Here is a 25,626-nt window from a genome sequence, read left to right as displayed (position 1 = left end):
TGCCCGGAGCCGTGAGCGAACGCTAGTTCATGGCGTAGCATTTCGAGGTGGCGACGTTTGTGTCTGACCCGGTTCCAGCGCCTCTGAGCATGCAGATAACATAGTGTTTCTTGTTCTTGAGGGTCACCACCGGACCAATGTCTGCCACGTACGAAGAAACGACCGTTGCTCCTGCATTGAGCATCTCTTCCATAGAGACATTGACGGCCTCCAGCTTGGTCGGATATTCCAGAGCGTTTCCAGGCACTTTGGCGCTGGTTTCTGGTGGCCAGCTACCCGCAGAGGCAAAGGATGCGCTCAGAATCAGGGCCAGCGAGAGGGGTATAAGTGACCTTTTCATACTGTTCTCCAGAGTTAGCGGACAGGCCGCACGGCAGTCTAGTGGTTTGTCCCCTTTCGTTGGTTCCTTATTGCTATTCCAGAATGACGCTTCGGAGCGCTAATATTGCTGAAAAACCGGCGCAGTGGAAACTCCTGACGCCGGGTCACTACTTAGTGTCGAGGCCTACAACTTCGCCTTCACTGCCGCCAGACCGTCCTTGCCATCAGCGGTCTGTACGCCCTCCAGCCACTTTTCCAGCACCGCCGGGTTGGCCTTGATCCAGGCTTTGGCGGCTGCGCTATTGCTGACCTTCTTGTTGACCACCTCGGCCATGATGCTGTTTTCCATGTCCAGGGTGAAGCTCAGATTGGTCAGCAGCTTGCCGACGTTCGGGCAGGCTTGAGCATAACCCTTGCGGGTCAGGGTGAAGACCGAGCCGGTGTCGCCGAAATATTTCTCGCCGCCCTTGAGGTAGTGCATGCCCTTGATCTGCACGTTCATCGGGTGCGGCGTCCAGCCGAGGAACACCACAAAGGCCTTTTTCTTCACGTTGCGATTGACCTCGGCCAGCATCGCGGTCTCGCTGGATTCCACCAGCTTCCATTTGCCCAGATCGAATTCGTTCTTCTTGATGATCTCCTGCAACGACAGGTTGGCAGGTGCGCCGGAACCGATGCCGTAGATCTTCTTGTCGAACTTGTCAGCGAACTTGTTCAGGTCGGCAAAGTTATGCACACCGGCATCCCAGACGTAATCCGGCACGGCCAGTGTGAATTCGGTGCCCTCAAGGTTTTTCGCCAGTTGCGTCACATCACCGGTGGCCACGAACTTGTCGTAAAAGCCCTGCTGCGCCGGCATCCAGTTACCCAGAAACACATCGAGCTTGCCGTCTTTCAAACCGCCATAGGCAATCGGCACGGCCAGGGTATCGACCTTGGGCGTGTAGCCCAGGCCCTCGAGTACCACGCTGGTAATCGCGTTGGTGGCCGCAATGTCACTCCAGCCGGGATCGGCCATCTTCACGGTACTGCAACTGGCGTCCTCTGCCTGCGCTGCAAGGCTGCCGAGGGTCATGACCGCGACCGCAACGGCTGTGGATAACTTCTTCATTGATGTACCCCTTTGGTTTTTTTGGTGTGGGCAGGGTCAAGGTTGCGGAAAACGTGCCTTGCGCTCCAGATCGTCCAGATCAATGTGGTTGCGCATGTACTGCTGACTGGCGTCGACCAGTGGCTGGTGATCCCAACTCTTCAGCTTGCCGGTTGCCAGCGATTTGGCGACGAAGCGCCTTCTGCGCTGGCTGGCGAGCACCTGTTGGTGTATCGCCGGGATGTCCCACTTGGCCCGAGCTTCGGCCAGGAATTCAGCGAACAGCTTTTCATGGGCGGGTGACTGGCTCAGGTCCTTCTGCTCTTTCGGGTCCTTTTTCACATCGAACAGCAGGCACGGGTCCTGCTCCGAATAGATAAATTTGTACGCGCCACGACGGATCATCATCAGCGGGCTGGTGGTGCCTTCGGCCATGTACTCGCCGAAGACCTCATCGTGTCCGCCCTTGCGTTTCAAATGCGGCATCAGCGAGCGTCCGTCCAATGGCAAACCGGCGTCCAGTTTGCCTTTGGCCATTTCAACGAAGGTCGGCAGCAAGTCGGCAGTCGACACCGACGCACTGACCCTTCCCGGTTTGAACTGGCCCGGCGCGTACACCACCAGCGGTACGCGCGCGGCCATTTCGAACCAGTGCATTTTGTACCAGAGACCCTTTTCGCCCAGCATGTCGCCGTGATCGCCGGAGAACACCACGATGGTGTCTTCCGCCAACCCGACTTCATCGAGCGTCTGCATCAGCTTGCCGACGTTGAGGTCAATGTAGCTGCACGCACCGAAGTAGGCGCGGCGAGCATCACGAATCTTGTCGGTCGGCATGGGCTTGTCCCACAGGTCATAGACCTTGAGCAGCCGTTGCGAATGCGGGTCCAGCGCGGCCTGATTGGCGTGCGGCGTGGGCATCGGTATTTCGTCGTCGGCGTACAGGTCCCAGAACGGCAGAGGGATGGTGTACGGGTCATGAGGGTGAGTCATGGAAACGGTCAGGCAGAACGGCGCATCCCCGTCCTGGCGCACATGGTCATAAAGGTATTGCTGGGACTTGAACAGCACCTCTTCATCGAAGTCCAGCTGGTTGGTGCGAATGCACGGACCGGCCTGCAACACAGAAGACATGTTGTGATACCAGCTTGGCCGCACGTCCGGCTCGTCCCAGTTGACCGACCAGCCGTAATCGGCCGGGTAGATGTCACTGGTCAGGCGTTCTTCGTAGCCGTGCAGTTGATCCGGTCCGCAGAAATGCATCTTGCCTGCCAGGGCGGTCTTGTAACCCAGCGCACGCAGGTAGTGGGCATAAGTCGGAATATCGGCCGGGAAGTCGGCTGCGTTGTCGTACGCACCGATCCTGCTCGGCAACTGGCCGCTGACCAGGGTAAAGCGCGACGGTGCGCATAGCGGGCTGTTGCAATACGCCGAGTCGAACACTACGCCGTTGGCAGCCATGCGGCTCAGGTTCGGCATCAGAATCGGGGACCGGGCGTAAAACGGCAACATTGGCGCGGCCATTTGATCGGCCATGATGAACAGAATATTTTTGCGCTTCATGTAATCGCTGCGTCCCATTGTGAAAAGTTATGCGAAAGTGCCGGGTATGAGAATGGAGTCCATAAGTTTCAGGGTAAAGCCCATACACAGCAATGCCTAGGATAAGCCCAGCTAATGTTTGAATCTTTCGGCGATGTGTCACTCGACCTGCTGCGTGCCTTTGAGGTCGCGGCGCGCTTGCGCAGCTTCACCGCGGCAGCCCTCGAACTGGGCACGACACAGCCCGCTGTCAGCCAGCAGATCAAGCGCCTCGAAGAGCAACTCGCTACACGCCTGTTCGACCGCATCTACCGTGGCATCGAATTGACCGACGCCGGTGAAGTGCTGTTCAGCCATGTGCAGGCCGGACTGCAATCCATCGACAGCGGATTGATAGCGATCACCGAACACCATCAGCACGAAGTGCTTCAAGTGGCGACCGACTTCGCCTTCGCCGCCTACTGGCTGATGCCACGCTTGCACCGTTTCCACAAGGTTAACCCGGACGTGGACGTCAGCCTGGTCACCAGCGAGCGTACCCACAGCATGTTACGCGCCGACATCGACGTTGCTGTGCTGTTCGGTGACGGGCGCTTCAAACAGGGCGAAAGCCACTGGCTGTTCAGCGAAGAGGTCTTCCCGGTGTGCAGTCCGCAATTGCTCGCCGGGCGCCAGACGCCGCTGCCAAACGATGCGCTGCGCGACTTTCCACTCCTGCACCTGCGTGGCGAAAACATCAACAACTGGTTCGACTGGGCGGGTGTATTCCGCGCCCTGGACATCCCCCAGGCCCCTGCGCCCGGCCAGTTGCGCTTCGACAACTACACCCTGCTGATCCAGGCGGCCATCGGCGGACAAGGCATCGCCATCGGTTGGAAGCATCTGGTCGACGACCTGCTCGATCAGGGCCTGCTCTGCCGCCCCATCGCCGGCGCGGCGATTTCCGGTCAGGGCTATTACGTGGTCCTGCCCCAGCGCAAACGCCGCCTGCAGATCGTTCAGCAGTTCGTGGACTGGCTGGCCAGCGAGCAGGCGTTGAGCGGGGTTTCGCTGGCGGGTAGGCCATTGCCGTCGATTGCGGTGTAATATTGCCGCGCTGAAAAGTGACCACTCGGTCCATCACCGCGCGCACATCAACAAAATGGTCACGCATACGCTTCAACCTCATGAGCTGCCTGCCATGGGCGATTGAACCAAATGCTGAAAGACCAGAATAGAGGATCATCAGAAATGCCGGATCTACTCATCGACGGTAAGACACTTCACTATTCCGACCAGGGCACGGGCCCGGTGGTATTGCTCGGTCACAGCTATCTCTGGGACAAGGCGATGTGGAGTGCGCAGATTGATACCCTGGCCAGCCAGTATCGGGTGATCGTGCCGGATCTGTGGGGTCATGGCGATTCCAGCGGGTTTCCTGAGGGCACTCGCAATCTCGATGACCTGGCGCGGCATGCGCTGGCGCTGCTGGATCATTTGAATATCGAGCGTTGCAGCATCGTCGGGCTGTCGGTCGGCGGTATGTGGGGCGCAATCGCTGCACTGCTCGCGCCAGAGCGCATCACCGGGCTGGTGCTGATGGACACCTATCTGGGCAAAGAGACCGAGGCCAAGAAAGCCTACTATTTCTCGTTGCTCGACAAGCTGGAAGAGGTCGGGAGCTTTCCTGAGCCGCTGCTGGATATCGTCGTACCGATCTTCTTCCGTCCCGGCATTGATCCGCAGTCGCCTGTGTACACGTCGTTTCGTGCAGCGCTTGCTGGCATGAATGCCGAGCAGTTGCGTCAGTCCGTGGTACCGCTGGGAAGGATGATTTTCGGTCGTGATGACCGGCTCGGGTTGATCGAACAGCTGAATGCCGACACCACGCTGGTGATGTGTGGTGATGCAGACATTCCGCGCCCGCCTGAGGAAACGCGTGAGATGGCGAACCTGATCGGCTGCCCTTACGTGCTGGTGCCTGAGGCGGGGCATATCGCCAATCTGGAAAATCCCGCGTTCGTATCGGATGCGCTGATGACGTTCCTGGCGCGGGTTAACCAGAAGCAGGGTTGAGCTGAGCCGCGCCTTCAGGGACGGATGCACCCCATCAATTCAACACGCCATCCAGAATCGCGTACACAATCCCCGAACCCACGGCGATCAGCACGACGTCGGTGCCCAAGCGGCGCCATTCGTAGCCGTCATACTGTGGCAGGTATTGCAGCGAGCGGCTGTCCAGGCGCTTGCCGTAACCAGGTGGCAACGGGCGGCCCTTGGCGATGTGTACGCCCGGCGGCAGTGGCTGGCCCCGGCCGATGACGTCGCGGTGTTGCTGGAAAGTCTCGCGTACCGGGCCGAAATCCTGCGGTGGGCGGTTGCCGCCGCGGTTGTCCTGATGCGCCTGTCTGCCTGGTTGGCTGGCCGGGCCTTTGTCGGGACCCCTGCCATTGTCATTGCCCGGTCCACGGTCATTGCCGCGCTGGTTAGGCCCGCCGTCGTTCGGCGGTCCTGGCTGTTGGGCGCCACGGTTGTCGTCCGGGCCATTACCGCGCTGATCAGGTGGTGCAGCTTGCAGCAGCGGACTGGCGCTGATCATCAAGATACCCAGTCCGGTGATAAAACGGTTTGGCAGTTTCATGGTGCTTCCTCGGCTTCACGCGATGCAGCAAAAAGGGGTTCATGACGTTGGTCATGAACCCCTTATGTCTTGCTACATAGAGCGGCCGCTCAGGCTTTGATTCCTCTGTATCAGAAACTTTACCCTCAGCGACGAGCGCTACGTACGCCCTCGGCCAGTGCCGCGCACAGCGTCAGTACGCCGTCGATTGCGTGCTCCGGCGACTCGGCGCTGGCGATCTTGTCGACGAAGGCCGAGCCCACGACCACGCCGTCAGCCAGACGCGCAATCGCCGCGGCCTGCTCGGGTGTGCGGATACCGAAACCGACGCTGATCGGCAGATCGGTGTGGCGGCGCAAGCGAGCGATGGCCTCAGTGACGTGCTCGGTGGTGGCCGAGCCAGCACCGGTCACACCGGCAACCGACACGTAGTAGACGAACCCGGAGCTGCGCTCCAGCACACGCGGCAGACGCGCATCGTCGGTGGTCGGCGTGGTCAGACGGATGAAGTCGATGCCGGACGCCTGTGCAGGCGTCGCCAGCTCGGCGTCGTGCTCGGGTGGCAGGTCAACGATGATCAGACCGTCAACGCCTGCTTCTTTTGCCTGCGCCACGAAGGCTTCGACGCCAAAGCGGTGGATGGGGTTGTAGTAACCCATCAGCACAATCGGCGTAGTCTGATCGTCGACACGGAACTCGCTGACCATCTGCAGAGTTTTCTGCAAGGTCTGGCCAGCGTCCAGAGCACGCAGGGTCGCCAGCTGAATCGCCACACCGTCGGCCATCGGATCGGTGAACGGCATGCCTAGCTCGATCACGTCAGCACCCGCAGCAGGCAGGCCTTTCAGGACTTTAAGCGACGTGTCGTAGCCAGGGTCACCGGCGGTGATGAAGGTGACCAGCGCCGCACGACCTTCGGTTTTAAGCTGGGCGAAACGATGTTCTAGACGGCTCATACCAGCTGCTCCTGAGTGTGTTCGGCGGCGGCCATGTGGTTCATGACGGTTTGCATGTCTTTATCACCGCGCCCGGACAGGCACACGACCATCAGGTGGTCATCGCGCAGGTTGGTCGCGCGCTTCATGGCTTCGGCCAGGGCGTGAGCGGTTTCCAGCGCCGGGATGATGCCTTCGAGCAGGCAGCACTGATGGAAAGCGTCCAGCGCTTCATCATCGGTGATGCTGACGTACTCGACGCGCTTCACTTCGTGCAGGAATGCGTGTTCCGGGCCGATGCCTGGATAGTCCAGACCGGCAGAGATCGAGTGCGCATCGGTAATCTGACCGTCGCCGTCCTGCAGCAGGTAGGTACGATTGCCGTGCAGCACGCCCGGTACGCCGCCGTTCAGGCTGGCCGCGTGCTTGTCGGTGCTGACGCCATGACCGCCCGCTTCAACACCGATGATTTCCACGCTGGCGTCATCCAGGAACGGATGGAACAGGCCCATGGCGTTGGAACCGCCACCGACACAGGCGACCAGGCTGTCCGGCAGACGACCTTCCTTCTCCAGCATCTGCTCTTTGGTTTCCTTGCCGATGATGGCCTGGAAATCACGGACCATCGCCGGGTAAGGGTGCGGTCCTGCAACGGTGCCGATCAGGTAGAAGGTGTCTTCAACGTTGGTCACCCAGTCACGCAGCGCTTCGTTCATCGCATCTTTCAGGGTGCCGGTGCCGGAAGTGACCGGAACGATTTCAGCGCCCAGCAGCCTCATGCGGAACACGTTGGCCTGCTGACGCTCGATGTCGGTAGCACCCATGTAGATCACACAAGGCAGGCCGAAACGTGCAGCGACCGTTGCCGTGGCAACGCCGTGCATGCCGGCGCCAGTTTCGGCGATCAGGCGTTTTTTGCCCATGCGCTTGGCCAGCAGCACCTGGCCGATGCAGTTGTTGATCTTGTGCGCGCCGGTGTGATTGAGCTCTTCGCGCTTGAAGTAGATCTTCGCGCCGCCGCAGAACTCGGTCAGGCGTTCAGCGAAGTACAGCGGGTTCGGACGGCCCACGTAATCGCGCTGGAAGTAGGCCATTTCCTTGATGAATTCCGGATCTACCTTGGCCGCTTCGTACTCGCGGTTGAGGTCGAGCACCAGCGGCATCAGGGTTTCAGCCACGTAGCGGCCGCCGAATGAGCCGAACAGGCCGTTGGCGTCGGGGCCGCTGCGGAAATTGGTCTGGGTCATGAAGTGCTCCAGTTGCAGTATTGGGCGAATAGGTTGAGCCGTATTGGCAATGGGTCCACTTTAACCAGCGCAAGGCCGGATGAAAACCGATAAGATCGCCGTAACCTGTCAGGAAAACTCACAGATCATGAGCCGCGACCTCCCTCCCCTCAATGCATTGCGCGCCTTTGAAAGCACTGCCCGGTTTGGCAGTGTCAGTCAGGCGGCTGAACAGTTGAACGTGACGCATGGCGCTGTCAGTCGCCAATTGAAAGTGCTTGAAGAGCACCTGGGTGTAAGCCTGTTCAGCAAGGACGGACGAGGCTTGAAACTCACAGATGCAGGTATTCGTCTACGCGATGTCAGCGGCGACGCGTTCGACCGGTTGCGCGGCGTGTGTGCAGAGCTGAGCAAGGGCAGCGCAGACGCGCCGTTCGTGCTGGGGTGCTCGGGCAGCCTGCTGGCGCGCTGGTTTATCCCACGCTTGAGCCGCCTGAATGCCGAGCTGCCGGATCTGCGTCTGCACTTGTCGGCAGGCGAAGGTGATCTTGACCCGCGTCGGCCAGGGCTTGATGCCCTGTTGATCTTTGCCGAGCCGCCGTGGCCGGCAGACATGCAGGTATTCGAACTGGCAAGCGAGCGGATCGGACCGGTGTTGAGCCCACGCTTCGCGCGATTCGAGCGTCTGTGCGATGCACCTGTCGAGGCATTGCTGGAAGAATCATTGCTGCAAACCACATCGCGTCCGCAGGCGTGGCCAAGCTGGGCGCAGCAGAATGGTATCGACCCGCAGTCATTGCGTTACGGGCAGGGTTTCGAGCATTTGTATTATTTGCTGGAGGCGGCCGTGGCGGGCCTTGGCATCGCGATTGCGCCGGAACCTCTGGTCATCGATGACCTGAAGGCCGGTCGCCTGGCTGCGCCTTGGGGGTTCAGTGAAACCCCGGCGCAGCTGGCGCTTTGGGTACCCAGACGTGCGGCCGATGGACGGGCGCAGCAGCTTGCTCAATGGTTGAAAAATGAGCTGAAGCGGTCCGGGGAACCGATCAGAAACTGATCAGTTACCGCGCTTGAACAGCATATAGGCAGCGATCAGGCCGATGGCACCTACCGCAACGCCGGCGGTGGTCCAAGGATGTTCCTGAGCGTAGTCACGAGTTGCCAGTGCGTTTTCGCGGGTTTTCTCTTTGACGTCTTCGTAGACATCGCTGAGCAGGCTGCGCGAATGGCTCAGCGCGCTTTCAGCGTTGGCTTTCAGATTCTTCAGAGTCTTGCGCGACTCGTCGGTAGCATCGGCTTTCAGGCCCTCGAGGGACTTCAGGAGGCTCTCGATTTCAGCTTCCATACTCTGCAACGAGGCTTTGCGAAGTGACGTAGTAGCCATGGTGTTTCTCCTGCAATGATGAGTGAGCGTGTTGTTTCGGACTCCGGGCTTTTTGGAAAGTGCGATGGGATTTTTGCAAAGGTCTGAACTTTTGCGCGCCTTCTCCTGACAGAAGCAGGGAGCGCGCTCTATATCGCGTCTTTTTCAGACCTCAGGAGAACTGCCATGTCGGATCATCACACGTACAAGAAAGTTGAAATCGTAGGCTCTTCCACGACCACCATCGAAGACGCCATCAACAATGCCCTGGCCGAAGCCAGCAAAAGCCTCGACCTGATGGAATGGTTCGAAGTGACTGAAACCCGCGGCCATATCGAAAACGGCAAAGTCGCGCACTTCCAGGTGACATTGAAAGTGGGCTTCCGCATCACCAACAGCTGAGGGTGATCTGAACCTTTCGGCTGGCCGATTGCCATAAATTGCGCTACACGCAGATGTGGCCACGCGTTCGCTGTGTGAGCGTGGGGATTTCAATGGGCGCCTGTACCGATGGCGTCTTCATTTGGCCGGACGAAAGGGATTACCCATGAAGAAGTTTTTGTTGGCTGTAGGCTTGCTGAGCATTGCAGGCACTGCCCTCGCGGCAGGCAAGCCATGTGAAGAGTTGAAAAGTGAACTCGATGCCAGACTCCAGGCGAAGGGCGTAACGTCCTACACGCTGGAAGTGGTCGAGAAAGGCAGCGCAGCCGACAAGCAAGTCGTCGGCACCTGCGAAGGCGGCACCAAGGAAATCGTTTACCAGCGCGGTTGATTGCCAGCCAGGCCCGGCTCAGGCCGGTTTGCCCGGCTAATCCCGTTTGCAGGTTTCACGAACAGAATCGCCCCGGGCTGTCATCCAGTCCGGGGCGATTCTGTTTGTGGCTGGTTTTTTCCGATTCGGAAAATCGCTTAGCCGTGTGCGACCTGCGCGAGGATCTCGTATGAGCGCAGTCGATCCTCGTGCTCGTACATGTCACAGGTGAAGATCAACTCATCAGCGTCGGTCTGCTCAAGCAGCACATCCAGCTTGGCGCGGATCTTGTCCGGGCCACCCACCATCGCCAGCCCGAGGAAGCTTGCTACGGCCTCACGCTCGTGTGGCAGCCACAGACCGTCCATCGATTCGACAGGCGGACGCTGCATCAGGCTGTGTCCACGCATCAGCGCCAGAATGCGCTGATAGACCGAGGTCGCCAGGTATTCGGCATGCTCGTCCGTGTCGGCTGCCGACAGGGGCACGCCGAGCATCACGTAAGGCTTGTCGAGCACTTCCGATGGCTGGAAGTGATTGCGATACACGCGAATCGCCTCGTGCATGTAACGCGGCGCAAAGTGCGAGGCGAAGGCATACGGCAAGCCGCGCATGCCTGCCAGCTGGGCGCTGAACAGGCTCGAGCCGAGCAGCCAGATCGGCACGTTGGTGTTTGAACCGGGTACGGCGATCACTTTTTGATCAGGCGTGCGCGGGCCCAAATATTCCATCAGCTCGGTGACATCATCCGGAAAGTCATCGGCACTGCCGGAGCGCTCGCGGCGCAAGGCACGCGCAGTCATCTGGTCAGAGCCCGGTGCGCGGCCCAGCCCCAAGTCGATGCGACCTGGATACAGGCTGGCCAGGGTGCCGAACTGCTCGGCAATCACCAACGGCGCGTGGTTGGGCAGCATGATCCCGCCCGACCCGACACGAATGGTCGACGTGCCGCCTGCAAGGTAGGCGAGCAGCACCGCAGTCGCTGAACTAGCGATGCCGTCCATGTTGTGGTGTTCGGCCACCCAGAAGCGGTTGTAACCGAGCTTTTCGACATGCTGGGCGAGGTTCAGCGAGTTGCGCAGCGATTCGGCGGGCCCTTTGTCGTGGCGCACCGGCACCAGATCAAGGGTGGAAATTTTTACATCTGCCAGACGTTTCATAGGCCGGGGTAGCTCCTCGAATTGTGATGGGCCGGCTGCTGGAGCTGCCCACGATGAAACAGCAGTGCGGGCGCAAGTCCGGCTTTTCAATGGGGCAGTGTAGAAAAACCTACTGAAATGGTAGGTCTTTCCGACGGTTGAACTTTCCAGAGCCGTCTATCCTCAGAATGCTGTAACAGCAACGATCCAAATTCATTCCAAAAGGAGCCACTATGAGCATCGTCAAGAAAGCATCCGCCCACTGGGAAGGTGATCTGAAAAGCGGTATCGGCAGCATCTCCACGGAAACCGGCGTGTTGCGCGAAGCACCTTACGGCTTCAAGGCACGTTTTGAAGGCGGCAAAGGCACCAACCCGGAAGAACTGATCGGTGCAGCCCACGCAGGCTGTTTCTCGATGGCACTGTCCATGATTCTGGGCGGTGCAGGCCTGACTGCTGAAAGCATCGATACTCAGGCTGAGGTGTCGCTGGATCAGGTAGAAGGCGGTTTCGCGATCAGCGCTGTGCATTTGACCCTCAAGGCCAAAGTGCCAGGCGCGACCCAAGAGAAGTTCGACGAGTTGACCAAGCAGGCCAAAGAAGGCTGCCCGGTTTCCAAGGTACTGAACGCCAAGATCACCCTGGATGCGACATTGCTGAGCTGATTCACAGCCAGCCTTGCGGGGGCGCCTTGTGCGCTCCTGTATCTGCTGTATAAAGCTGGCTTGCTTCATCGGTCATGCGTTGGTTGACGCATGGTTTGATTATGATCAGGAGTCGAGCATGAAACGTTTTATTCTGGCAGCGACCTGCACCCTGCTGGCAACCAGTGCCCTGGCGGCACCGAAATCCTGCGAAGAACTCAAGGCTGAAATCGAAGCCAAGATCCAGGCCAACAACGTCACGTCCTATACGCTGGAAATCGTGAGCAACGAAGAAGCCACCGATCCAAGCATGATCGTCGGCAGCTGCGACAACGGTACGAAAAAGATCATCTATCAGCTCAACGGACGCTGATCAGATGCAGTGCACCCCGCCCTCTTCTTCCTCCTCGGCCACCACCTTGCGCTCTGCATCGTAAAGCCAGGCATCGACACTGTTCGCCAGTGAGCGTACCTCCAGCACATAGCGCTGCCCGGCAGCGAAGTGGTCGTAACGAACACTGACGTAACAGGTGATCTCGGTGTACTCGTCGCCGATCATCCCCATGCCGCCCGAGCGGTACTCATAGTCATAACGCACCTGCAACTCATGGCTGCCCGGCGTGACTTGAAAGTAGCGCCCGTCATACGTGTTCTTGCCATCGAGCTTGTCGCCCATGATCAACTGGCCGGTGATGGTGCGCATGTCGACCCACGCCATGTCCGGATTGACGGCGGGCAAGGGACCGGCGCATCCGGCGAGGGTGGCTAGAGTGAATGCGGTTATCAGTATCAGAAGACGGTTTGGCACCGAGGTGTACCTCTGTTTAAAAAGGTTTAGTGGCAACCGTTGAGATGACCTGCTGTTGGCCATTCATCCAGTCTGCAGAAACTGCGCAGCGTGTTTCGGTCAAGCGTTGGATAACGGCAAAATCGCTTCTCAGGTTTCGTGAAAAGATTGGCTCATGATGAGCAATTCGATTTCGAAGCAATCGGATTTGTTCGAGATCAGCCGCGATCTTTGCTCGGTGGGCAGATACAGTGAAGCACTTTTCGAGGTTTGGAAAAAAGCGGTACAGATAAGGGGCCCAGATACGGCCTTCAAATCGTTTTGTGAACATTTTTTCCCAAAAGACGAATTTCAACTCCGCGATGACGGCGCCGGTTGTGCCACATTTCTGTCGGGCTCTTGCAAGCTCTTGTTTTGGCTTGAAAACCGGACCTGTAACATTGGGCAAGCTCTGCTCGAAGCCGGGACTCCAAGGCCACTCGGGGCCGTAAACCGAAGCGATTGCGTCTGCAACACCGTTACGAACAATCACCTCGCACAGGTGTAGAGGCGTAAGGAACGCTGCAGAGACGAGGGCGTTCCAGGCATACAAGGTGAGGGCCTCATCAAGACCTCGGCCCACAGCGCGCGCTGCGTTTTCATACGTCGAAATCCGGGCAGAGGAAATGGATAATCTGATTGCCTTTGCGACCTCTAAGGCTGACATTGACGACAACTGCAAATCTCCCTATAGTCTTTCCACTTGCCGAGGGCCTAGCTGGCTTATGCCTCCCCCCACGGACAGATGATATAGCAATACCTAAAGCCCACCTGCACGGTGGGTTTTCTGTTTGTGTCTGATGAAAATAGCTTTTTACACGGGCGCACAGCTTGGTACGTTCCAGCTCGTCCGTGGTTTGAGTCTCCATACCCTTCAATCCTCGTAACAGTTGCACATCCCCACTCCCCTCCTGCATAACATCACCGTACCCAAGCCACCAAAGTCCTTCCCTTTATGGCCACACACCCTCTACCACGCCATCGACACCTGCTAGCGCTGACGGCCGTCACGCTGCTTGCCGGCTGCTCCAGCGTTTCCTATTACGGCCAGTTGGCTCAAGGGCAGTGGCGGTTGCTGCAGGCACGCGAGCCGGTAGAGAAGATCGTGGCTGACCCGACTCGGGATGCGGGTTTGCGCGAGCATCTGGCCCGGTCGCAGTTGGCGCGCACGTTTGCCAGTGAGCATTTGCATCTGCCGGACAACAAGAGTTACCGCCTGTATGCGGACCTGGGCCGCCCTTATGTGGTGTGGAATGTGTTCGCGACGGATGAGTTCTCGCTGGAGCCGGTCACGCATTGTTTTCCGATTGCAGGGTGTGTCGCGTATCGCGGTTATTACAGCCCTGGCGGGGCGCGTGGCGAGGCTGCGTTGCAGCGCCAGGCGGGCAAGGATGTGTATTTGAGTGGCGTGGAAGCCTATTCGACGCTGGGTTGGTTCAATGATCCGATTCTCAGTTCGATGATGGGCTGGGGTGACGAGCGTCTGGCCACGCTGATTTTTCATGAGTTGGCGCATCAGCGTTTTTATGTGAAGGACGACACCGAGTTCAACGAGTCCTACGCCAGTTTCGTCGAGCAGGAAGGTACGCGGCAATGGCGTGCGGCGCGGGGATTGCCGCCGGAGAGTGTTTCGCAGTCGGCGCGGCGTGATCAGTTTACCCGGTTGGTGCTCGACACCCGGGAGCGACTCAAGGCGCTTTATCGTCAACCCCTGTCGGCCGAAGTGATGCGCGCGCGCAAGGCTGAAGCATTCGAGCGGATGCGTCGTGATTACCGCACGTTGCGGGATGAGCAGTGGGCTGGCGACAAGCGTTTCGATGCCTGGATCAACAGCCCGATGAACAACGCCAAACTGCTGCCTTTTGGTCTTTACGATCAATGGGTGCCAGCGTTCGAGACGTTGTTCAGGCAGGTGAATGGCGACTGGCAGGCGTTTTATCACGCTGTGGATAAGTTGGGCGCGATGCCGGTCGAGGCGCGCAAGGCGGCGCTACGGGCGTTGATGCCTTGAAGCTCCTGTGGGAGCGAGCTTGCTCGCGAAGAGGTCGGTACAGCGCCCACACAAAGGGCGTTTGAACCGCGGCCTTCGCGAACAAGCGAAGCGTCGCACCGGCTCGCGCCTACGGCCTTCGGCCAGAATTGAAGGCCGACTGAGTGCAGAGCGCAGTATTAATAGCGGGCCTCAACCCTTATCAAACCCCTCAGCCAGGTGCTGATCCTTGAGCTTCACGTAATTAGCCGCGCTGTACGGGAAGAAGGCGATTTCCTTTTCGGTGAGTGCGCGCACCTGTTTGACCGGGCGACCGACGTACAAAAAGCCGCTTTCCAGCACTTTGCCCGGCGGCACCAGGCTGCCTGCGCCGATGATCACCTCGTCTTCGACAACCGCGCCATCCATGATGGTGGTGCCCATGCCGACCAGGATGCGGTTGCCGATTGTGCAGCCGTGCAGCATGGCCTTATGACCGATGGTCACTTCATCGCCGATCAGCAGTGGAAAACCGTCCGGGTTGAAGGGGCCGGCGTGGGTGATGTGCAACACGCTGCCGTCCTGCACGCTGGTGCGGGCGCCGATGCGGATGCGGTGCATGTCGCCGCGTACCACGGTCAGCGGCCAGACGGAGCTGTCGGCGCCGATTTCGACGTCACCGATAACCACCGCTGAATGATCGACAAAGGCCCGTTCGCCGAGGGCTGGGGTGTGCTCCTGAAACTTGCGAATGGCCACGATAGGCTCCTTCTTTGGCAGTGATAGGCGTGTAGAGCGGGTTTGGTTGCTGCGGTCGGCGTCGATTGTAATTAAGATGGCTGAGTGTTTCTTCAAGGCAAGGTGCAAAACCGTGAGCGCGAACAACCCTCTTCTGCAATCGTACGACCTGCCACCCTTTTCGGCGATTCGTGCCGAGCATGTCAAACCTGCTATCGAACAGATCCTGGCGGATAACCGTGCCGCGATTGCCGACATCCTCGCCAAACAGGGTTCGACACCGACCTGGGCCGGGCTGGTGCTGACCATGGACGAGCTGAACGACCGCCTGGGCGCTGCCTGGAGCCCCGTCAGCCACCTCAATGCCGTGTGCAACAGCGCCGAGCTGCGCGAAGCGTATGAATCGTGCCTGCCGGCCTTGAGCGCCTACTCCACCGAGATGGGCCAGAACAGCGCACTGTTCCAGGCCTATGAAGCTCTGGCCAATGGCCCGGAAGCCGCCGGTTTCGACGTTGGCCAGAAGACCATTCTGGAGCAGTCGCTGCGTGACTTCCGCCTGTCCGGTATCGATCTGCCGCCAGAGCAGCAGAAGCGTTACGCCGAAGTGCAGAGCAAACTGTCAGAGCTGGGCAGCCAGTTTTCCAACCAACTGCTCGATGCCACTCAGGCCTGGACCAAGCTGGTCGCCGATGAGTCCGCCCTCGCCGGCCTGACCGATTCTGCCAAACAGCAGATGGCCGCCGCCGCCAAGGCCAAGGATCTGGAAGGCTATCTGATCACGCTGGAATTCCCGAGCTACTACGCGGTGATGACCTACGCCGAAGACCGCGCACTGCGCGAAGAAGTCTATGCGGCGTACGCCACCCGCGCGTCGGATCAAGGCCCGAACGCGGGCAAGAACGACAACACGCCGGTCATGGAGCAGATCCTCGACCTGCGTCAGGAACTCGCGCAATTGCTCGGCTATGCCAACTACGCCGAGCTGAGCCTGGCGACCAAGATGGCCGAGTCCAGCGATCAGGTGCTGAGCTTCCTGCGTGACCTGGCCAAGCGCAGCAAGCCTTTTGCTGCCCAGGACCTGGAGCAGCTCAAGGCCTATGCCGCCGAACAGGGCTGCCCGGATCTGCAAAGCTGGGACAGCGGTTTCTACGGCGAGAAGCTGCGCGAGCAGCGCTACAGCGTTTCCCAGGAAATCCTGCGTGCCTACTTCCCTGTCGATAAGGTGCTCGGCGGCCTGTTCACCATCGTTCAGCGCCTGTATGGCATCGAGATTGCCGAGCAGAAAGGCTTCGACACCTGGCACCCGGATGTTCGTCTGTTCGAGATCAAGGAAAACGGCCAGCACGTCGGGCGCTTCTTCTTCGATCTGTATGCCCGCGCCAACAAGCGTGGTGGTGCCTGGATGGACGGCGCGCGTGACCGTCGCCGTACGGCGCAAGGCACGTTGCAAAGCCCGGTGGCCAATCTGGTGTGTAACTTCACACCTGCTGTTGCCGGCAAGCCTGCGCTGCTGACCCACGACGAAGTGACCACGCTGTTCCACGAATTCGGTCATGGTCTGCATCACCTGCTGACCCGCGTCGAGCATGCCGGGGTATCCGGTATCAATGGCGTGGCCTGGGACGCCGTCGAGTTGCCGAGCCAGTTCATGGAAAACTGGTGCTGGGAGCCCGAAGGCCTGGCGCTGATCTCCGGTCATTACGAAACCGGCGAGCCACTGCCGCAGGATCTGCTGGAGAAGATGCTCGCTGCCAAGAACTTTCAGTCCGGCCTGATGATGGTGCGTCAGCTGGAGTTCTCGATGTTCGATTTCGAGCTGCACGCCACTCACGGTGACGGCCGCAGCGTGCTTGAAGTTCTGGAAGGCGTTCGTGATGAAGTCTCGGTGATGCGTCCGCCTGCCTACAACCGCTTCCCGAACAGCTTCGCGCACATCTTCGCAGGCGGTTACGCAGCCGGTTATTACAGCTACAAGTGGGCTGAAGTGCTGTCCGCCGATGCGTTCTCGAAATTCGAGGAAGATGGCGTGCTCAACGCTGAAACCGGACGCGCCTTCCGCGAAGCCATTCTGGCGCGTGGCGGTTCGCAGGCACCGATGGTGCTGTTCGTCGACTTCCGCGGACGCGAGCCGTCGATTGACGCATTGTTGCGTCACAGTGGCTTGAGTGAGGACGCGGCAGCATGACCGATACACCGGTAGTCATTACCAAGAAACGCTTTATCGCCGGGGCGGTTTGCCCGGCGTGCAGCGAGCCTGACAAACTGATGATGTGGAACGAAAACGACGTGCCGCATCGCGAGTGCGTCAGTTGCGGCTACAGCGATACGCTCAACGAGCAGGGTATTTCGATACCGAAGGAGTTGGGTACGCGGGTCAACAAGGCGGTGGTCAAACCGGCGGATCCCAAGGTTCAGGGTGTGCAGTTCTTCCCGAATCCGAAGTTGAAGAAGCCGGTTGATTTGGAGTGATCAACGTCTGACTCAGCATGTCGAGGGGCATCGAAAGTGCCCCTCACTCCTGACGGTCGTGTCGCTGTTTACTTGATGGAAAGATTCATTTTGGTGAATGCTTTGGCCAGTTCGATCAAAATGGCGTCATCCTTGCCATCGATTCCCTCTACCCCATCAACGTCGGCTTTGCTCTTGACCGTATCGTAACCGTCGCCGTTACCGGAAGCCGTTACAAACGCCGTAAACGCCACGTCTCCCTTGCGGCCTGTTCTTTCATTGACAGCTTCACTGTCCCAGAACTCTACGAGTACTTCAGGCGTCGCGTCGCCTTCAAGTTCGGCGCTTGAAAGTCTTACTTCATAATTAGCCATGTTCTCAATCCTCTTTTATTGATTGAGATGCCAGTACTGCATACCTTTCCGGCACCTGCGTAAATCAGGTTTTATTACCAGGCGTCACCAATCGGCCAACTCAGCCACCTTCTTCCTGAAGGCCAGCGCCAGAACCGTCAGCACTTCCTCATCTCTGCCCAGTTCGCCGCGAATCTTGTGTTTTCCCCGCGGGTGCAGCCTGACCCAAGCGTGTTCCTGCAGGTCATCGTTTTCGTAAAATTCAATGGCTATTTCAGGATGGTCATGTTCCTCAATGTCTTCAGCCCACAACCGAATCTCATACTTGGCCATCACCCACCCCGTTCTCAGGTAAATGCGCCAGTACCCGATAGCCGAGTTGGCGTTTCGCTACACTAGGCCTGAAGAAAAAGGGCGTCTACTGGCAGAAGTAACAGGTGGTTTTTTGTACAGGGCGGGAAGTCAAGACGCAGAATCGCAACAACGCTGCGGGGGAAGCAGGGACAAGCGGTGAGCACCACTTGTCCCTGGCAGGCAAACGTCAGTCTGCCGTCTGCAGCCTGCGCTTCTCGGCCAGACGACTTCTGCCGTACAGCACTGCAATGGCGATCAGGGCGATCGCCTGTGCGCCGAGCGAGTACAGGTCGGCGTGAATGCCCAGCCAGTCGAACTCGAAGAACGGCACCGGCCGTGTGCCGAATATGCCCGCCTCCTGCAGCGCCTTGACGCCGTGACCGGCAAACACCACGGACAGTGCGCAGAGCAGCGCAGCGTTGATACCGAAGAACAGCGACAGCGGCAGCTTCGCCGAACCGCGCAGGATGACCCACGCCAGGCCCACGAGCAGCACCAGCGCCGTGGCGCCGCCCGCCAGCACGGCATCGTGTCCGGCAGGGCCTGCCTGCAGCCACAGGGTTTCGTAGAACAGGATGACTTCGAACAGTTCGCGGTAGACCGAGAAGAACGCCAGCAGCGCGAAGCCGAAACGACCGCCGCCGCCGACCAGGCTGCTTTTGACGTAGTCCTGCCACGCAGCAGCGTGACGACGATCGTGCATCCACACCCCGAGCCAAAGCACCATCACACTGGCGAACAGCGCGGTGGCACCTTCCAGCAATTCCCGTTGTGCGCCGCTGACGTCGATGACATACGCCGCGAGCGCCCAGGTGGCCAGCCCGGCCAGCAGCGCCAGACCCCAGCCGATGTTGACGCTGCGTACGGCAGACTGCTGGCCGGTGTTGCGCAGAAACGCCAGAATCGCCGCCAGTACCAGAATCGCTTCCAGCCCTTCACGCAGCAGGATCAGCAGGCCCGAAATATAGCTCAGCGACAGGCTCAGGCCGTCGCTGCCTAGCAGATCCGCTGATTCCTTGAGCTTGCCTTTGGCTGCTTCCAGCTTCTGCGCAACCTGAGGTAGCGGCATGCTGTCCTGCAAGGACTGCCGGTAAGCCATCAGGCTCTTTTCAGTATCTTTGCGCACATTGGCGTCGACGTTATCCAGCGAGCTTTCGACCAGCTCGAAACCCTCCAGATATGCCGCGACCGACAAATCATAGGCCTGCTCGCGATCACCAGCCTTGTAGGCTGCCAGGCTCTTGTCCAGCGTTACACTGGTGTAATCCAGCAGTTGCGCCGGGCCGCGCTGCACCTGAGGTGGCTGAGCGCGTTGGGCCCGGAAGGTGGCGGTAGCGTCCGGACCTTCGGCAGCCTGGACTTCGGCCGGCGTCTGGCGAGCCAGATCGGCGAGGTTGAAGGTCTTGGCTGGCTGGGCGACAGGTTGTGCGCTGAAGCTGGCGATATAGGTCGCGATGTCCCAGCGCTGGCGATCGTCCAGCTGGTCGGCGAACGCGGGCATATCGGTGCCGGCAATCCCCAGCCCGGTCGCGTTGTACAGATCGTAAAGACTCAGGCGATCCAGCCGCGCGGTATCCCGCAGGTTCGAGGGGGGCGGTTCCAGGCCGATGCCTGCCGGTCCATCCCCTGCACCGCTGTCGCCATGGCACACCGAACAATGCTGAGCGTACAGGGGCGCGCCACGGGCGGGGTCCGGCGTAATGGCCGGGGCCTGACTGACCTCATAGGCAAGCGCGAGCTTCGCACTCAACTGCCGCGCCTGACGCGTGACCTGCGCAGCGTCCTGTCGACCCGCCACAGCGCTTTTCAGCTGGGTTACCGCCTGCTCCAGAGCCTCACGCTCGGCGCGCTGTGGCAAGGCAACGACCAAGCCCTGCAACGCAGCCAGGTTATCGACCTGTTGCTGATATTTGACGGTGTCCACAACCTTGCCATCCGCCACGGTCGCCGGATAATCGGCCCCCAGGTAATCGAGCAGATGCAGCGCCTGGGCCGCACCCTCGACCGGGTCGGCCAGCGCAATGCAACTGCCCAACGCCAGGAGCGGCAACAGTAACCAGGCAAGAAAACGAGAATGGACGGGCATTGCAGAATCTCGACGGGAATGCGAAGCGTTGCATTGTTAACGCCGCAACGGCACTACTCAATAGTCGAGGTCCATTTTTGTTACAGAATCTTACATTCAGCCTTCAGTCGCCCTGAGCAAAGCGGGTGTCTGCTCAGGGCTCAAGACCGACACGTTTCAGGCCGTACCGCGATGTAACGTCGCGAGGAAACCTGCCGCGCCCACGAACAGGCTGGCGAAGGTGCGATTCATGCGACGTTGCTGGCGAGGCGTCTTGAGCAGGCGCAGCACTTTGGAGGCCAGCCCGGTGTAGCCCGCCATCACGATCAGATCGACCACCACCATGGTCGCCGCGATGATCGCGTACTGGATGAGCAGCGGAGCGGCCGTGTCGATGAACTGTGGCAGGATCGCCAGAATGAAAATCAGCGCCTTGGGGTTGCTGATATTCACCAGAAAACCACGCAATACCAGTGTCATCGGTTTGCCCACCGGGCGCACGGCGGATTCATCGGCCAGGTCGGCTGGCAGGGCGCGCCATTGCTTGATGCCGAGATAGACCAGATACGCGACGCCGAACCATTTGATCAGCGTGAACGCCATATCGGAGGCCGCCAGCACTGCACCCAGACCTGCCGCGACAATGGCGATCTGTGCAACCAAGGCAATCTGCAAGCCCAGGGCATTCCAGTAGCCACGCCAGAAGCCGTATTGCAGGCCGCAGGACATCGAAGCGATGGCGCCCGCGCCGGGAGACAGACTGATAATCCAGCAGGCCGCAAAAAAGCCCAGCCACGTTTCAAGCGCCATCGTGCACCTCAAGCAAAGTCGAATGCTCAGTAAATTAATGCGGGTTGCTTTGGAACGCTAACGATTTCTAGGGTCTTTACGAAAAGTCGGCGAGCGGAGGTCAGGCAAGGCAAAAACAGGCGAGGAACGGCCGGGGTCGCGTTCGACTCTACGTGTTGTAAATGAGTATTCCGATCGGACTCGCGCTCGAGCCTGTTTTTAACGCAGCATCACCGAGCGCAGCCACTTTTCGTAAAGACCCTAATCCTGCTCATCCGGCTGCTTTGCAACCACCATCTGCGGAAACAGATCGCTGCCGCGCCAGCGGCGCACCGACTTCTGGAAAAACTGGCTGTTGGGCACCTGAACCAATGCGCCACCGGCTTCCGGGGTTTCGATCAGCGTGGTGAACATCAGATTGATGGCGACCACCCTGCCCTTCACGCCCGGCTTGTCCAGCGTATCGACCAGCTCGACCATGTCACCGATACGGAACGGGCCGATGGTGAAGATCAGAATGGCGCAGAGCAGGTTCGACAGCACGCTCCACATGGCGAAGAACGCCACCGCCGCAACGGCGACGAAGCCCGACAGTGCCGTCCACAGCACCGTGGCCGACACCCCGAGTCGGCCCAGGACGAGGACAAAGGCGCTGCCCATAATGAACCAGCGCAGGCCGCCGCGAACCGGCACCAGCAATTCTGGTGGCAACGGATAGCGCTGGCCCAGACCGGTCAGAAAACCACCGACGATGCGTTGCAGTACGTAACCGGCTAACAGGATCAGCAGAATCTGCGCACCCACCAGCAGCGGTTCAAGCCAGTAAGCGGATACTGGCAGGCCCAACACGTCCATCACTTGCCTGCCTCGCTCACGACAATGCTTCCAGTTCGGCCTGCATTGATTCCAACAGTTCCAAAGCGTGCATCCAGGCGTCTTCCAGCTCGGATTCACGCACTTTCAGCTTGGCCTGTTCGGCCAGCAGATCGCGCAGCTTGTCCTTGTTGGCCGCCTCGTAGTTGGTGCTGTCGGCCAGTGCTTCTTCGACCTTGGCGAGCTTTTCATTCACCAGTCCGAGATCACGCTCCAGCTTGTCGGCCTCGCGCTTGTGCGGCGCCAGTTGCTGACGCAAGGCCGCTGCCTGCTGGCGCTGGGCTTTCTTGTCGGTCTTGTCGGCATTGACGGGCGTGTTGCTGACCGGCGCGTTGCGCAGCCGGTAATCAGCCAGCCAGCGCGTGTAGTCATCCAGATCGCCGTCGAACTCCTGCACGCGACCGTCGGCCACCAGCAGGAAGTCATCGGTCGTGCTCTTGAGCAAGTGCCGATCGTGAGACACCACCAGTACCGCGCCACCGAACTCCTGCAAGGCCATGGTCAGCGCCAGGCGCATTTCCAGGTCGAGGTGGTTGGTCGGTTCGTCGAGCAGCAGCAGGTTGGGCTTTTCCCAGGCGATCAGCGCCAGCGCCAGACGGGCTTTCTCGCCACCGGAGAAATTCAGCACCGGCTCATCCAGACGCGCGCCACGGAAGTCGAAACCGCCAAGAAAATCGCGCAGCGTCTGTTCACGCTCAGTTGGTGCCAGGCGCTGCAAGTGCAGCAACGGCGTCGCCTTGGCGTCCAGTGAGTCGAGCTGATGCTGGGCAAAGTAGCCCACGGTGAGGTTTTCGCCACGCACCAGCCGACCGCTTTGCGGCTCAAGCTCGCCGGCGAGGTTTTTGATCAGCGTCGACTTGCCTGCGCCGTTCGGACCCAGCAGACCGATGCGTGCGCCCGGCGTGAGTTGCAGCTTGACCTTCTCGAGGATGGTCTTGTCGCCATAACCCAGACGCGCGTCGGACAGGTCCAGCAGAGGGCTGGATATCTTGTCGGACTCACGGAAGACGAAGTTGAACGGTGAGTCGACATGCGCTGCGGACAGCTCTTCCATGCGCTCCAGCGCCTTGATCCGGCTTTGTGCCTGACGGGCCTTGGTGGCCTGAGCCTTGAAGCGCGCAATGTATTTTTCCATGTGCGCACGTTGCACCTGCTGCTTCTCGTAAGCCTGTTGCTGCTGGGCCAGACGTTCGGCACGAGCCCGCTCGAAGGCGCTGTAGCCGCCGCGGTACAAGGTGATCTTGCGTTGCTCGACATGGGCGATGTGATCGACCACGGCATCCAGAAAATCCCGGTCGTGGGAAATCAGCAGCAAGGTGCCGGGGTAACTCTTGAGCCAGTCTTCAAGCCACAGAATGGCGTCGAGGTCCAAGTGGTTGGTCGGTTCGTCGAGCAGCAGCAGGTCCGAGGGGCACATCAATGCCTGCGCCAGGTTCAGGCGCATACGCCAGCCACCGGAGAAACTGCCGACCTGACGCTCCATCTGCTCGTTGGTGAAGCCCAACCCGGCCAGCAGCTTGCGAGCGCGTGCGTCGGCGGTGTAACCGTCGGCGCTGTCGAGCTCCGAATGCAGACGTGCCTGAGCGGCGCCGTCCTGCGCGGCTTCGGCCTCGGCCAGCGAGCTCTGTACTTCTCGCAGGCGCTCGTCGCCATCGAGCACGTAATCCACGGCCAGGCGTTCGAGTGTGTCGACCTCCTGGCGCATGTGCGCGATACGCCAGTCGGCGGGCAGCAGGCAGTCGCCGGCATCCGGCGTCAGCTCTCCACGCAACAGGGCAAACAGGCTGGATTTACCGGCGCCATTGGCACCGATCAGACCGGCTTTATGGCCGGCGTGCAGAGTCAGCTCGGCGTCTTCTAGCAGACGTTGCGGACCACGCTGTAAGGTAAGGCTTTGAAGTCGAATCATAATGGCGGCGGAGTCTACCAGCTTCGTCCTGAACAGGTGGATCACTATGCCTTCAGCGCTCTGGAGTTTCACCCTCGATTTCTACGCCCGGCCGGGTGTGGAACAGGCTTGTCTGACGCTGCAAGCCAACGGGGCCAACGTGTGCATGGTGCTTTGCGGGGTGTGGCTGGGCACGCGCGACGTGGCGTGTGACGCTCAGCGAGTGGTGCAAATAAAGCAATTGGCGACACCCTGGCATGACGATGTGGTGCGTCCGCTGCGGGATTTGCGTAATCAATGGCGCAATGCGGCGCTTGAAGATGCGTTGCTCACCCCATTACGAATGAAGGTCAAGGCGCTGGAACTGGAGGCCGAGCAGGGTCTGATGATGAAGCTTGAGGCACTGACCGGGGATTGGCCGGCAGGTGAGGCGAGGAATGCAGAGGAGTGGCTGCTCGAGCTTGCCGAAGGGGACGCAGAAAAAAACCGCGATGCGCTGCATGTGCTGCGCATCGCGGTTGGACTTGCCGTCGACCAGACTTAGGAAGCGCTGGTTGGCGTTGCGCCATTGGCAGGTGTTGCCGGTGCGGCAGCTGGCGCAGCAGGTGCAGGCGTTGTCGGCTTGGCTGCAGCAGCAGGTGCTGGCGTGGCCGGTTTGGCGGCGGCTGGCTTCGCTGCTGGCTTGACCGCAGGTTTGGCGACAGGCTTGGCCGCTGCTTTCACAGGTGCCTTGGCAGGTGCTTTGGCCGGTGCCTTGACGGGCGCTTTCACAGGCGCTTTCGCCGCAGGTTTGGCGGCCGCCGCTTTTGCTGCTGGTTTGGCAGCGCTGCTGGCGGTGGGCTTGGCAGCCGGCGCCTTGGTGGCAGCAGGCTTGGCCGCAGCCGGTTTGGCGGCAGTGGTCCTGGCTGCGACAGGCTTGGCTGCTGCAGTCGTGCGGGCGGCCGGTTTGGCAGCGGCTTTTACCGGGGCCTTGGCAGCAGCGGTTTTGACAGCTGGCTTGGCAACTGCGGAAGGCTTGGCTGCGGCTTTGGCGACTGGCTTGGCGGCGGCCGCTTTAACCGGCGCTTTGGCTGCGGTTTTTGCGGGAGCTTTGGCAGTGGGTGTCTTGGCAACAGGTGCCTTGGCGGCGGCTTTAGGCGCGACAGGCTTGGCGTCGCGAGTGGTCAGGATCTTGCCGACCGCCTCTTTCACGCGGCCAATACCCTGGGCCAGTTTCAGGCTTTCCTGTGCATCACGCTTGAGGTGCAGGATGTAAGTGCGGGTTTCAGTCTGACGATCCTTGAGAGCGTCCAGCAACTCTTCCAGCTCGGACACGGCACCTTTGGCCTTGGCCTGCGCCTTGGATTTTCCGGCAGTGGCAGCGTCCTGCAGCTTGATGCGGGAGTTGTGCAGTTTTTCCTGCGCCTTGCCGCGTTGTTTCTCAAGCTTGGCGAGCAGTTTCTCGGCATCAGCCAAGGCTTGGGAACAGGCGTCTTCCAGATGTTCAAGCAAGCTGCCCGATAATTGTTGGAGCAAATGCAACGGAGTATTTACTGGCTTCTTTTTGGCCGACATGACTTACCTCCTGGGTGACGAAATTGCGGCTCATACTAGGCTTCTGCGCGCATCGCCGCTAGGGCATCTTGACAGCATCCATGGGTCCCTGTTGCATACTGAGAGAAATGATTGCTCGACACGATGCAAAGGCATTGTGAAATTCACGTCACAAGACTC

Annotated in this window: 29 protein-coding genes; 11 read left to right on the top strand and 18 right to left on the bottom strand. The window is 59.7% G+C overall.

Annotation, left to right across the window (positions count from 1 at the left end; all coding sequences use genetic code 11):
* Positions 1-22 precede the first annotated feature (22 nt).
* From JOE34_RS06135 to betC, 3 genes are all read right to left on the bottom strand, one after another.
* Entirely contained in the window at positions 23-340 is a 318-nt protein-coding gene (locus JOE34_RS06135) for a hypothetical protein (protein WP_003340090.1), read from the bottom strand.
* A gap of 165 nt (positions 341-505) precedes the next feature.
* The gene (locus JOE34_RS06130; protein WP_010423050.1) at positions 506-1,432 is read right to left on the bottom strand and encodes a choline ABC transporter substrate-binding protein; all 927 of its coding nucleotides are present in this window, start codon (positions 1,430-1,432) and stop codon (positions 506-508) included.
* A gap of 36 nt (positions 1,433-1,468) precedes the next feature.
* Positions 1,469-2,974, bottom strand: a complete 1,506-nt coding sequence (betC, locus tag JOE34_RS06125) for a choline-sulfatase (protein WP_010423053.1) — start codon at positions 2,972-2,974, stop codon at positions 1,469-1,471.
* A gap of 114 nt (positions 2,975-3,088) precedes the next feature.
* On the opposite strand from betC, the gene JOE34_RS06120 reads away from it, so the two are divergent.
* On the top strand, positions 3,089-4,039 hold the full coding sequence (locus tag JOE34_RS06120) for a LysR family transcriptional regulator (protein ID WP_010423057.1): 951 nt from the start codon (positions 3,089-3,091) through the stop codon (positions 4,037-4,039).
* Between the two features lie 144 nt (positions 4,040-4,183).
* Positions 4,184-5,008, top strand: coding sequence for an alpha/beta fold hydrolase (locus tag JOE34_RS06115; protein ID WP_003318461.1), 825 nt, complete (start codon positions 4,184-4,186; stop codon positions 5,006-5,008).
* Positions 5,009-5,042: 34 nt separating this feature from the next.
* Here the strand turns inward: JOE34_RS06115 and JOE34_RS06110 are convergent, their stop codons facing one another.
* The 3 genes from JOE34_RS06110 to trpB form a co-directional block, all read right to left on the bottom strand.
* A complete protein-coding gene (locus JOE34_RS06110) occupies positions 5,043-5,573 on the bottom strand; it encodes an anti-virulence regulator CigR family protein (RefSeq protein ID WP_096113457.1) in 531 nt (176 codons plus the stop codon).
* A 125-nt stretch (positions 5,574-5,698) separates the two neighbouring features.
* A complete protein-coding gene (gene trpA / locus JOE34_RS06105) occupies positions 5,699-6,508 on the bottom strand; it encodes a tryptophan synthase subunit alpha (protein ID WP_003318459.1) in 810 nt (269 codons plus the stop codon).
* Entirely contained in the window at positions 6,505-7,734 is a 1,230-nt protein-coding gene (gene trpB / locus JOE34_RS06100; protein ID WP_003318458.1) for a tryptophan synthase subunit beta, read from the bottom strand. Before trpB ends, trpA begins: the two co-directional genes overlap by 4 nt.
* 79 nt (positions 7,735-7,813) lie before the next feature.
* Between trpB and JOE34_RS06095 the strand changes: the two genes are divergently transcribed.
* Positions 7,814-8,770 (top strand): LysR family transcriptional regulator, encoded by a 957-nt coding sequence (locus JOE34_RS06095; RefSeq protein WP_096113456.1) that lies wholly within the window; start codon positions 7,814-7,816, stop codon positions 8,768-8,770.
* Here the strand turns inward: JOE34_RS06095 and JOE34_RS06090 are convergent, their stop codons facing one another.
* Entirely contained in the window at positions 8,771-9,097 is a 327-nt protein-coding gene (locus JOE34_RS06090; protein WP_003318456.1) for a DUF883 family protein, read from the bottom strand. It abuts the gene before it with no gap.
* Positions 9,098-9,262: 165 nt separating this feature from the next.
* On the opposite strand from JOE34_RS06090, the gene JOE34_RS06085 reads away from it, so the two are divergent.
* The gene (locus JOE34_RS06085) at positions 9,263-9,478 is read left to right on the top strand and encodes a dodecin (RefSeq protein ID WP_003318455.1); all 216 of its coding nucleotides are present in this window, start codon (positions 9,263-9,265) and stop codon (positions 9,476-9,478) included.
* Positions 9,479-9,623: 145 nt separating this feature from the next.
* Positions 9,624-9,848, top strand: a complete 225-nt coding sequence (locus tag JOE34_RS06080; protein ID WP_003318454.1) for a DUF1161 domain-containing protein — start codon at positions 9,624-9,626, stop codon at positions 9,846-9,848.
* A gap of 137 nt (positions 9,849-9,985) precedes the next feature.
* Here JOE34_RS06080 and JOE34_RS06075 read toward each other — a convergent pair whose 3' ends face one another.
* Positions 9,986-10,987 (bottom strand): LLM class flavin-dependent oxidoreductase, encoded by a 1,002-nt coding sequence (locus tag JOE34_RS06075; RefSeq protein WP_003413807.1) that lies wholly within the window; start codon positions 10,985-10,987, stop codon positions 9,986-9,988.
* 212 nt (positions 10,988-11,199) lie between these two features.
* On the opposite strand from JOE34_RS06075, the gene JOE34_RS06070 reads away from it, so the two are divergent.
* The gene (locus tag JOE34_RS06070) at positions 11,200-11,631 is read left to right on the top strand and encodes an OsmC family protein (RefSeq protein ID WP_003340074.1); all 432 of its coding nucleotides are present in this window, start codon (positions 11,200-11,202) and stop codon (positions 11,629-11,631) included.
* A 118-nt stretch (positions 11,632-11,749) separates the two neighbouring features.
* On the top strand, positions 11,750-11,983 hold the full coding sequence (locus JOE34_RS06065; protein WP_003318449.1) for a DUF1161 domain-containing protein: 234 nt from the start codon (positions 11,750-11,752) through the stop codon (positions 11,981-11,983).
* On the opposite strand, the gene JOE34_RS06060 is transcribed toward JOE34_RS06065, so the two are convergent.
* The gene (locus JOE34_RS06060) at positions 11,984-12,349 is read right to left on the bottom strand and encodes a hypothetical protein (RefSeq protein WP_004408777.1); all 366 of its coding nucleotides are present in this window, start codon (positions 12,347-12,349) and stop codon (positions 11,984-11,986) included.
* 85 nt (positions 12,350-12,434) lie between these two features.
* Complete coding sequence (locus tag JOE34_RS06055) at positions 12,435-13,103, bottom strand: hypothetical protein (RefSeq protein WP_004403484.1); 669 nt, start codon at positions 13,101-13,103, stop codon at positions 12,435-12,437.
* A 288-nt stretch (positions 13,104-13,391) separates the two neighbouring features.
* Between JOE34_RS06055 and JOE34_RS06050 the strand changes: the two genes are divergently transcribed.
* Entirely contained in the window at positions 13,392-14,447 is a 1,056-nt protein-coding gene (locus JOE34_RS06050; protein ID WP_209995292.1) for an aminopeptidase, read from the top strand.
* Between the two features lie 171 nt (positions 14,448-14,618).
* Here JOE34_RS06050 and JOE34_RS06045 read toward each other — a convergent pair whose 3' ends face one another.
* Positions 14,619-15,164, bottom strand: a complete 546-nt coding sequence (locus tag JOE34_RS06045; RefSeq protein ID WP_003318447.1) for a gamma carbonic anhydrase family protein — start codon at positions 15,162-15,164, stop codon at positions 14,619-14,621.
* Between the two features lie 112 nt (positions 15,165-15,276).
* Here JOE34_RS06045 and prlC point away from each other — a divergent pair, with 112 nt between their 5' ends.
* Together prlC and JOE34_RS06035 are read left to right on the top strand one after the other, a co-directional pair.
* Complete coding sequence (gene prlC / locus JOE34_RS06040) at positions 15,277-17,328, top strand: oligopeptidase A (RefSeq protein WP_010423103.1); 2,052 nt, start codon at positions 15,277-15,279, stop codon at positions 17,326-17,328.
* A complete protein-coding gene (locus JOE34_RS06035; RefSeq protein ID WP_003318444.1) occupies positions 17,325-17,612 on the top strand; it encodes a YheV family putative zinc ribbon protein in 288 nt (95 codons plus the stop codon). Before prlC ends, JOE34_RS06035 begins: the two co-directional genes overlap by 4 nt.
* Before the next feature lie 68 nt (positions 17,613-17,680).
* Here the strand turns inward: JOE34_RS06035 and JOE34_RS06030 are convergent, their stop codons facing one another.
* The 6 genes from JOE34_RS06030 to JOE34_RS06005 all read right to left on the bottom strand — a co-directional run bounded on the left by JOE34_RS06030 (position 17,681) and on the right by JOE34_RS06005 (position 23,934).
* Entirely contained in the window at positions 17,681-17,965 is a 285-nt protein-coding gene (locus tag JOE34_RS06030; protein WP_003318443.1) for a hypothetical protein, read from the bottom strand.
* Positions 17,966-18,049: 84 nt separating this feature from the next.
* Entirely contained in the window at positions 18,050-18,277 is a 228-nt protein-coding gene (locus tag JOE34_RS06025; protein WP_003437135.1) for a hypothetical protein, read from the bottom strand.
* A 208-nt stretch (positions 18,278-18,485) separates the two neighbouring features.
* Positions 18,486-20,384 carry a cytochrome c/FTR1 family iron permease gene (locus JOE34_RS06020; protein WP_024664237.1) on the bottom strand — a complete coding sequence of 633 codons (1,899 nt, stop codon included), beginning with the start codon at positions 20,382-20,384 and terminating at the stop codon, positions 18,486-18,488.
* 156 nt (positions 20,385-20,540) lie between these two features.
* The gene (locus tag JOE34_RS06015) at positions 20,541-21,173 is read right to left on the bottom strand and encodes a LysE family transporter (protein ID WP_003421569.1); all 633 of its coding nucleotides are present in this window, start codon (positions 21,171-21,173) and stop codon (positions 20,541-20,543) included.
* Positions 21,174-21,413: 240 nt separating this feature from the next.
* Positions 21,414-22,007, bottom strand: coding sequence for a mechanosensitive ion channel family protein (locus tag JOE34_RS06010; RefSeq protein WP_209996833.1), 594 nt, complete (start codon positions 22,005-22,007; stop codon positions 21,414-21,416).
* Positions 22,008-22,023: 16 nt separating this feature from the next.
* Positions 22,024-23,934, bottom strand: a complete 1,911-nt coding sequence (locus tag JOE34_RS06005) for an ATP-binding cassette domain-containing protein (RefSeq protein ID WP_004403512.1) — start codon at positions 23,932-23,934, stop codon at positions 22,024-22,026.
* Between the two features lie 46 nt (positions 23,935-23,980).
* Between JOE34_RS06005 and JOE34_RS06000 the strand changes: the two genes are divergently transcribed.
* Positions 23,981-24,457, top strand: a complete 477-nt coding sequence (locus JOE34_RS06000) for a TIGR02444 family protein (RefSeq protein ID WP_198699859.1) — start codon at positions 23,981-23,983, stop codon at positions 24,455-24,457.
* Here JOE34_RS06000 and JOE34_RS05995 read toward each other — a convergent pair.
* Positions 24,454-25,467, bottom strand: coding sequence for an AlgP family protein (locus JOE34_RS05995; RefSeq protein WP_209995290.1), 1,014 nt, complete (start codon positions 25,465-25,467; stop codon positions 24,454-24,456). The two genes, JOE34_RS06000 and JOE34_RS05995, sit on opposite strands and share 4 nt — an antisense overlap.
* Positions 25,468-25,626 lie beyond the last annotated feature (159 nt).

Source organism: Pseudomonas sp. PvP028 (genome assembly GCF_017832255.1).
GTDB classification, from domain to species: domain Bacteria; phylum Pseudomonadota; class Gammaproteobacteria; order Pseudomonadales; family Pseudomonadaceae; genus Aquipseudomonas; species Aquipseudomonas syringae.
This window is presented reverse-complemented; position numbering and strand designations above follow the sequence as displayed.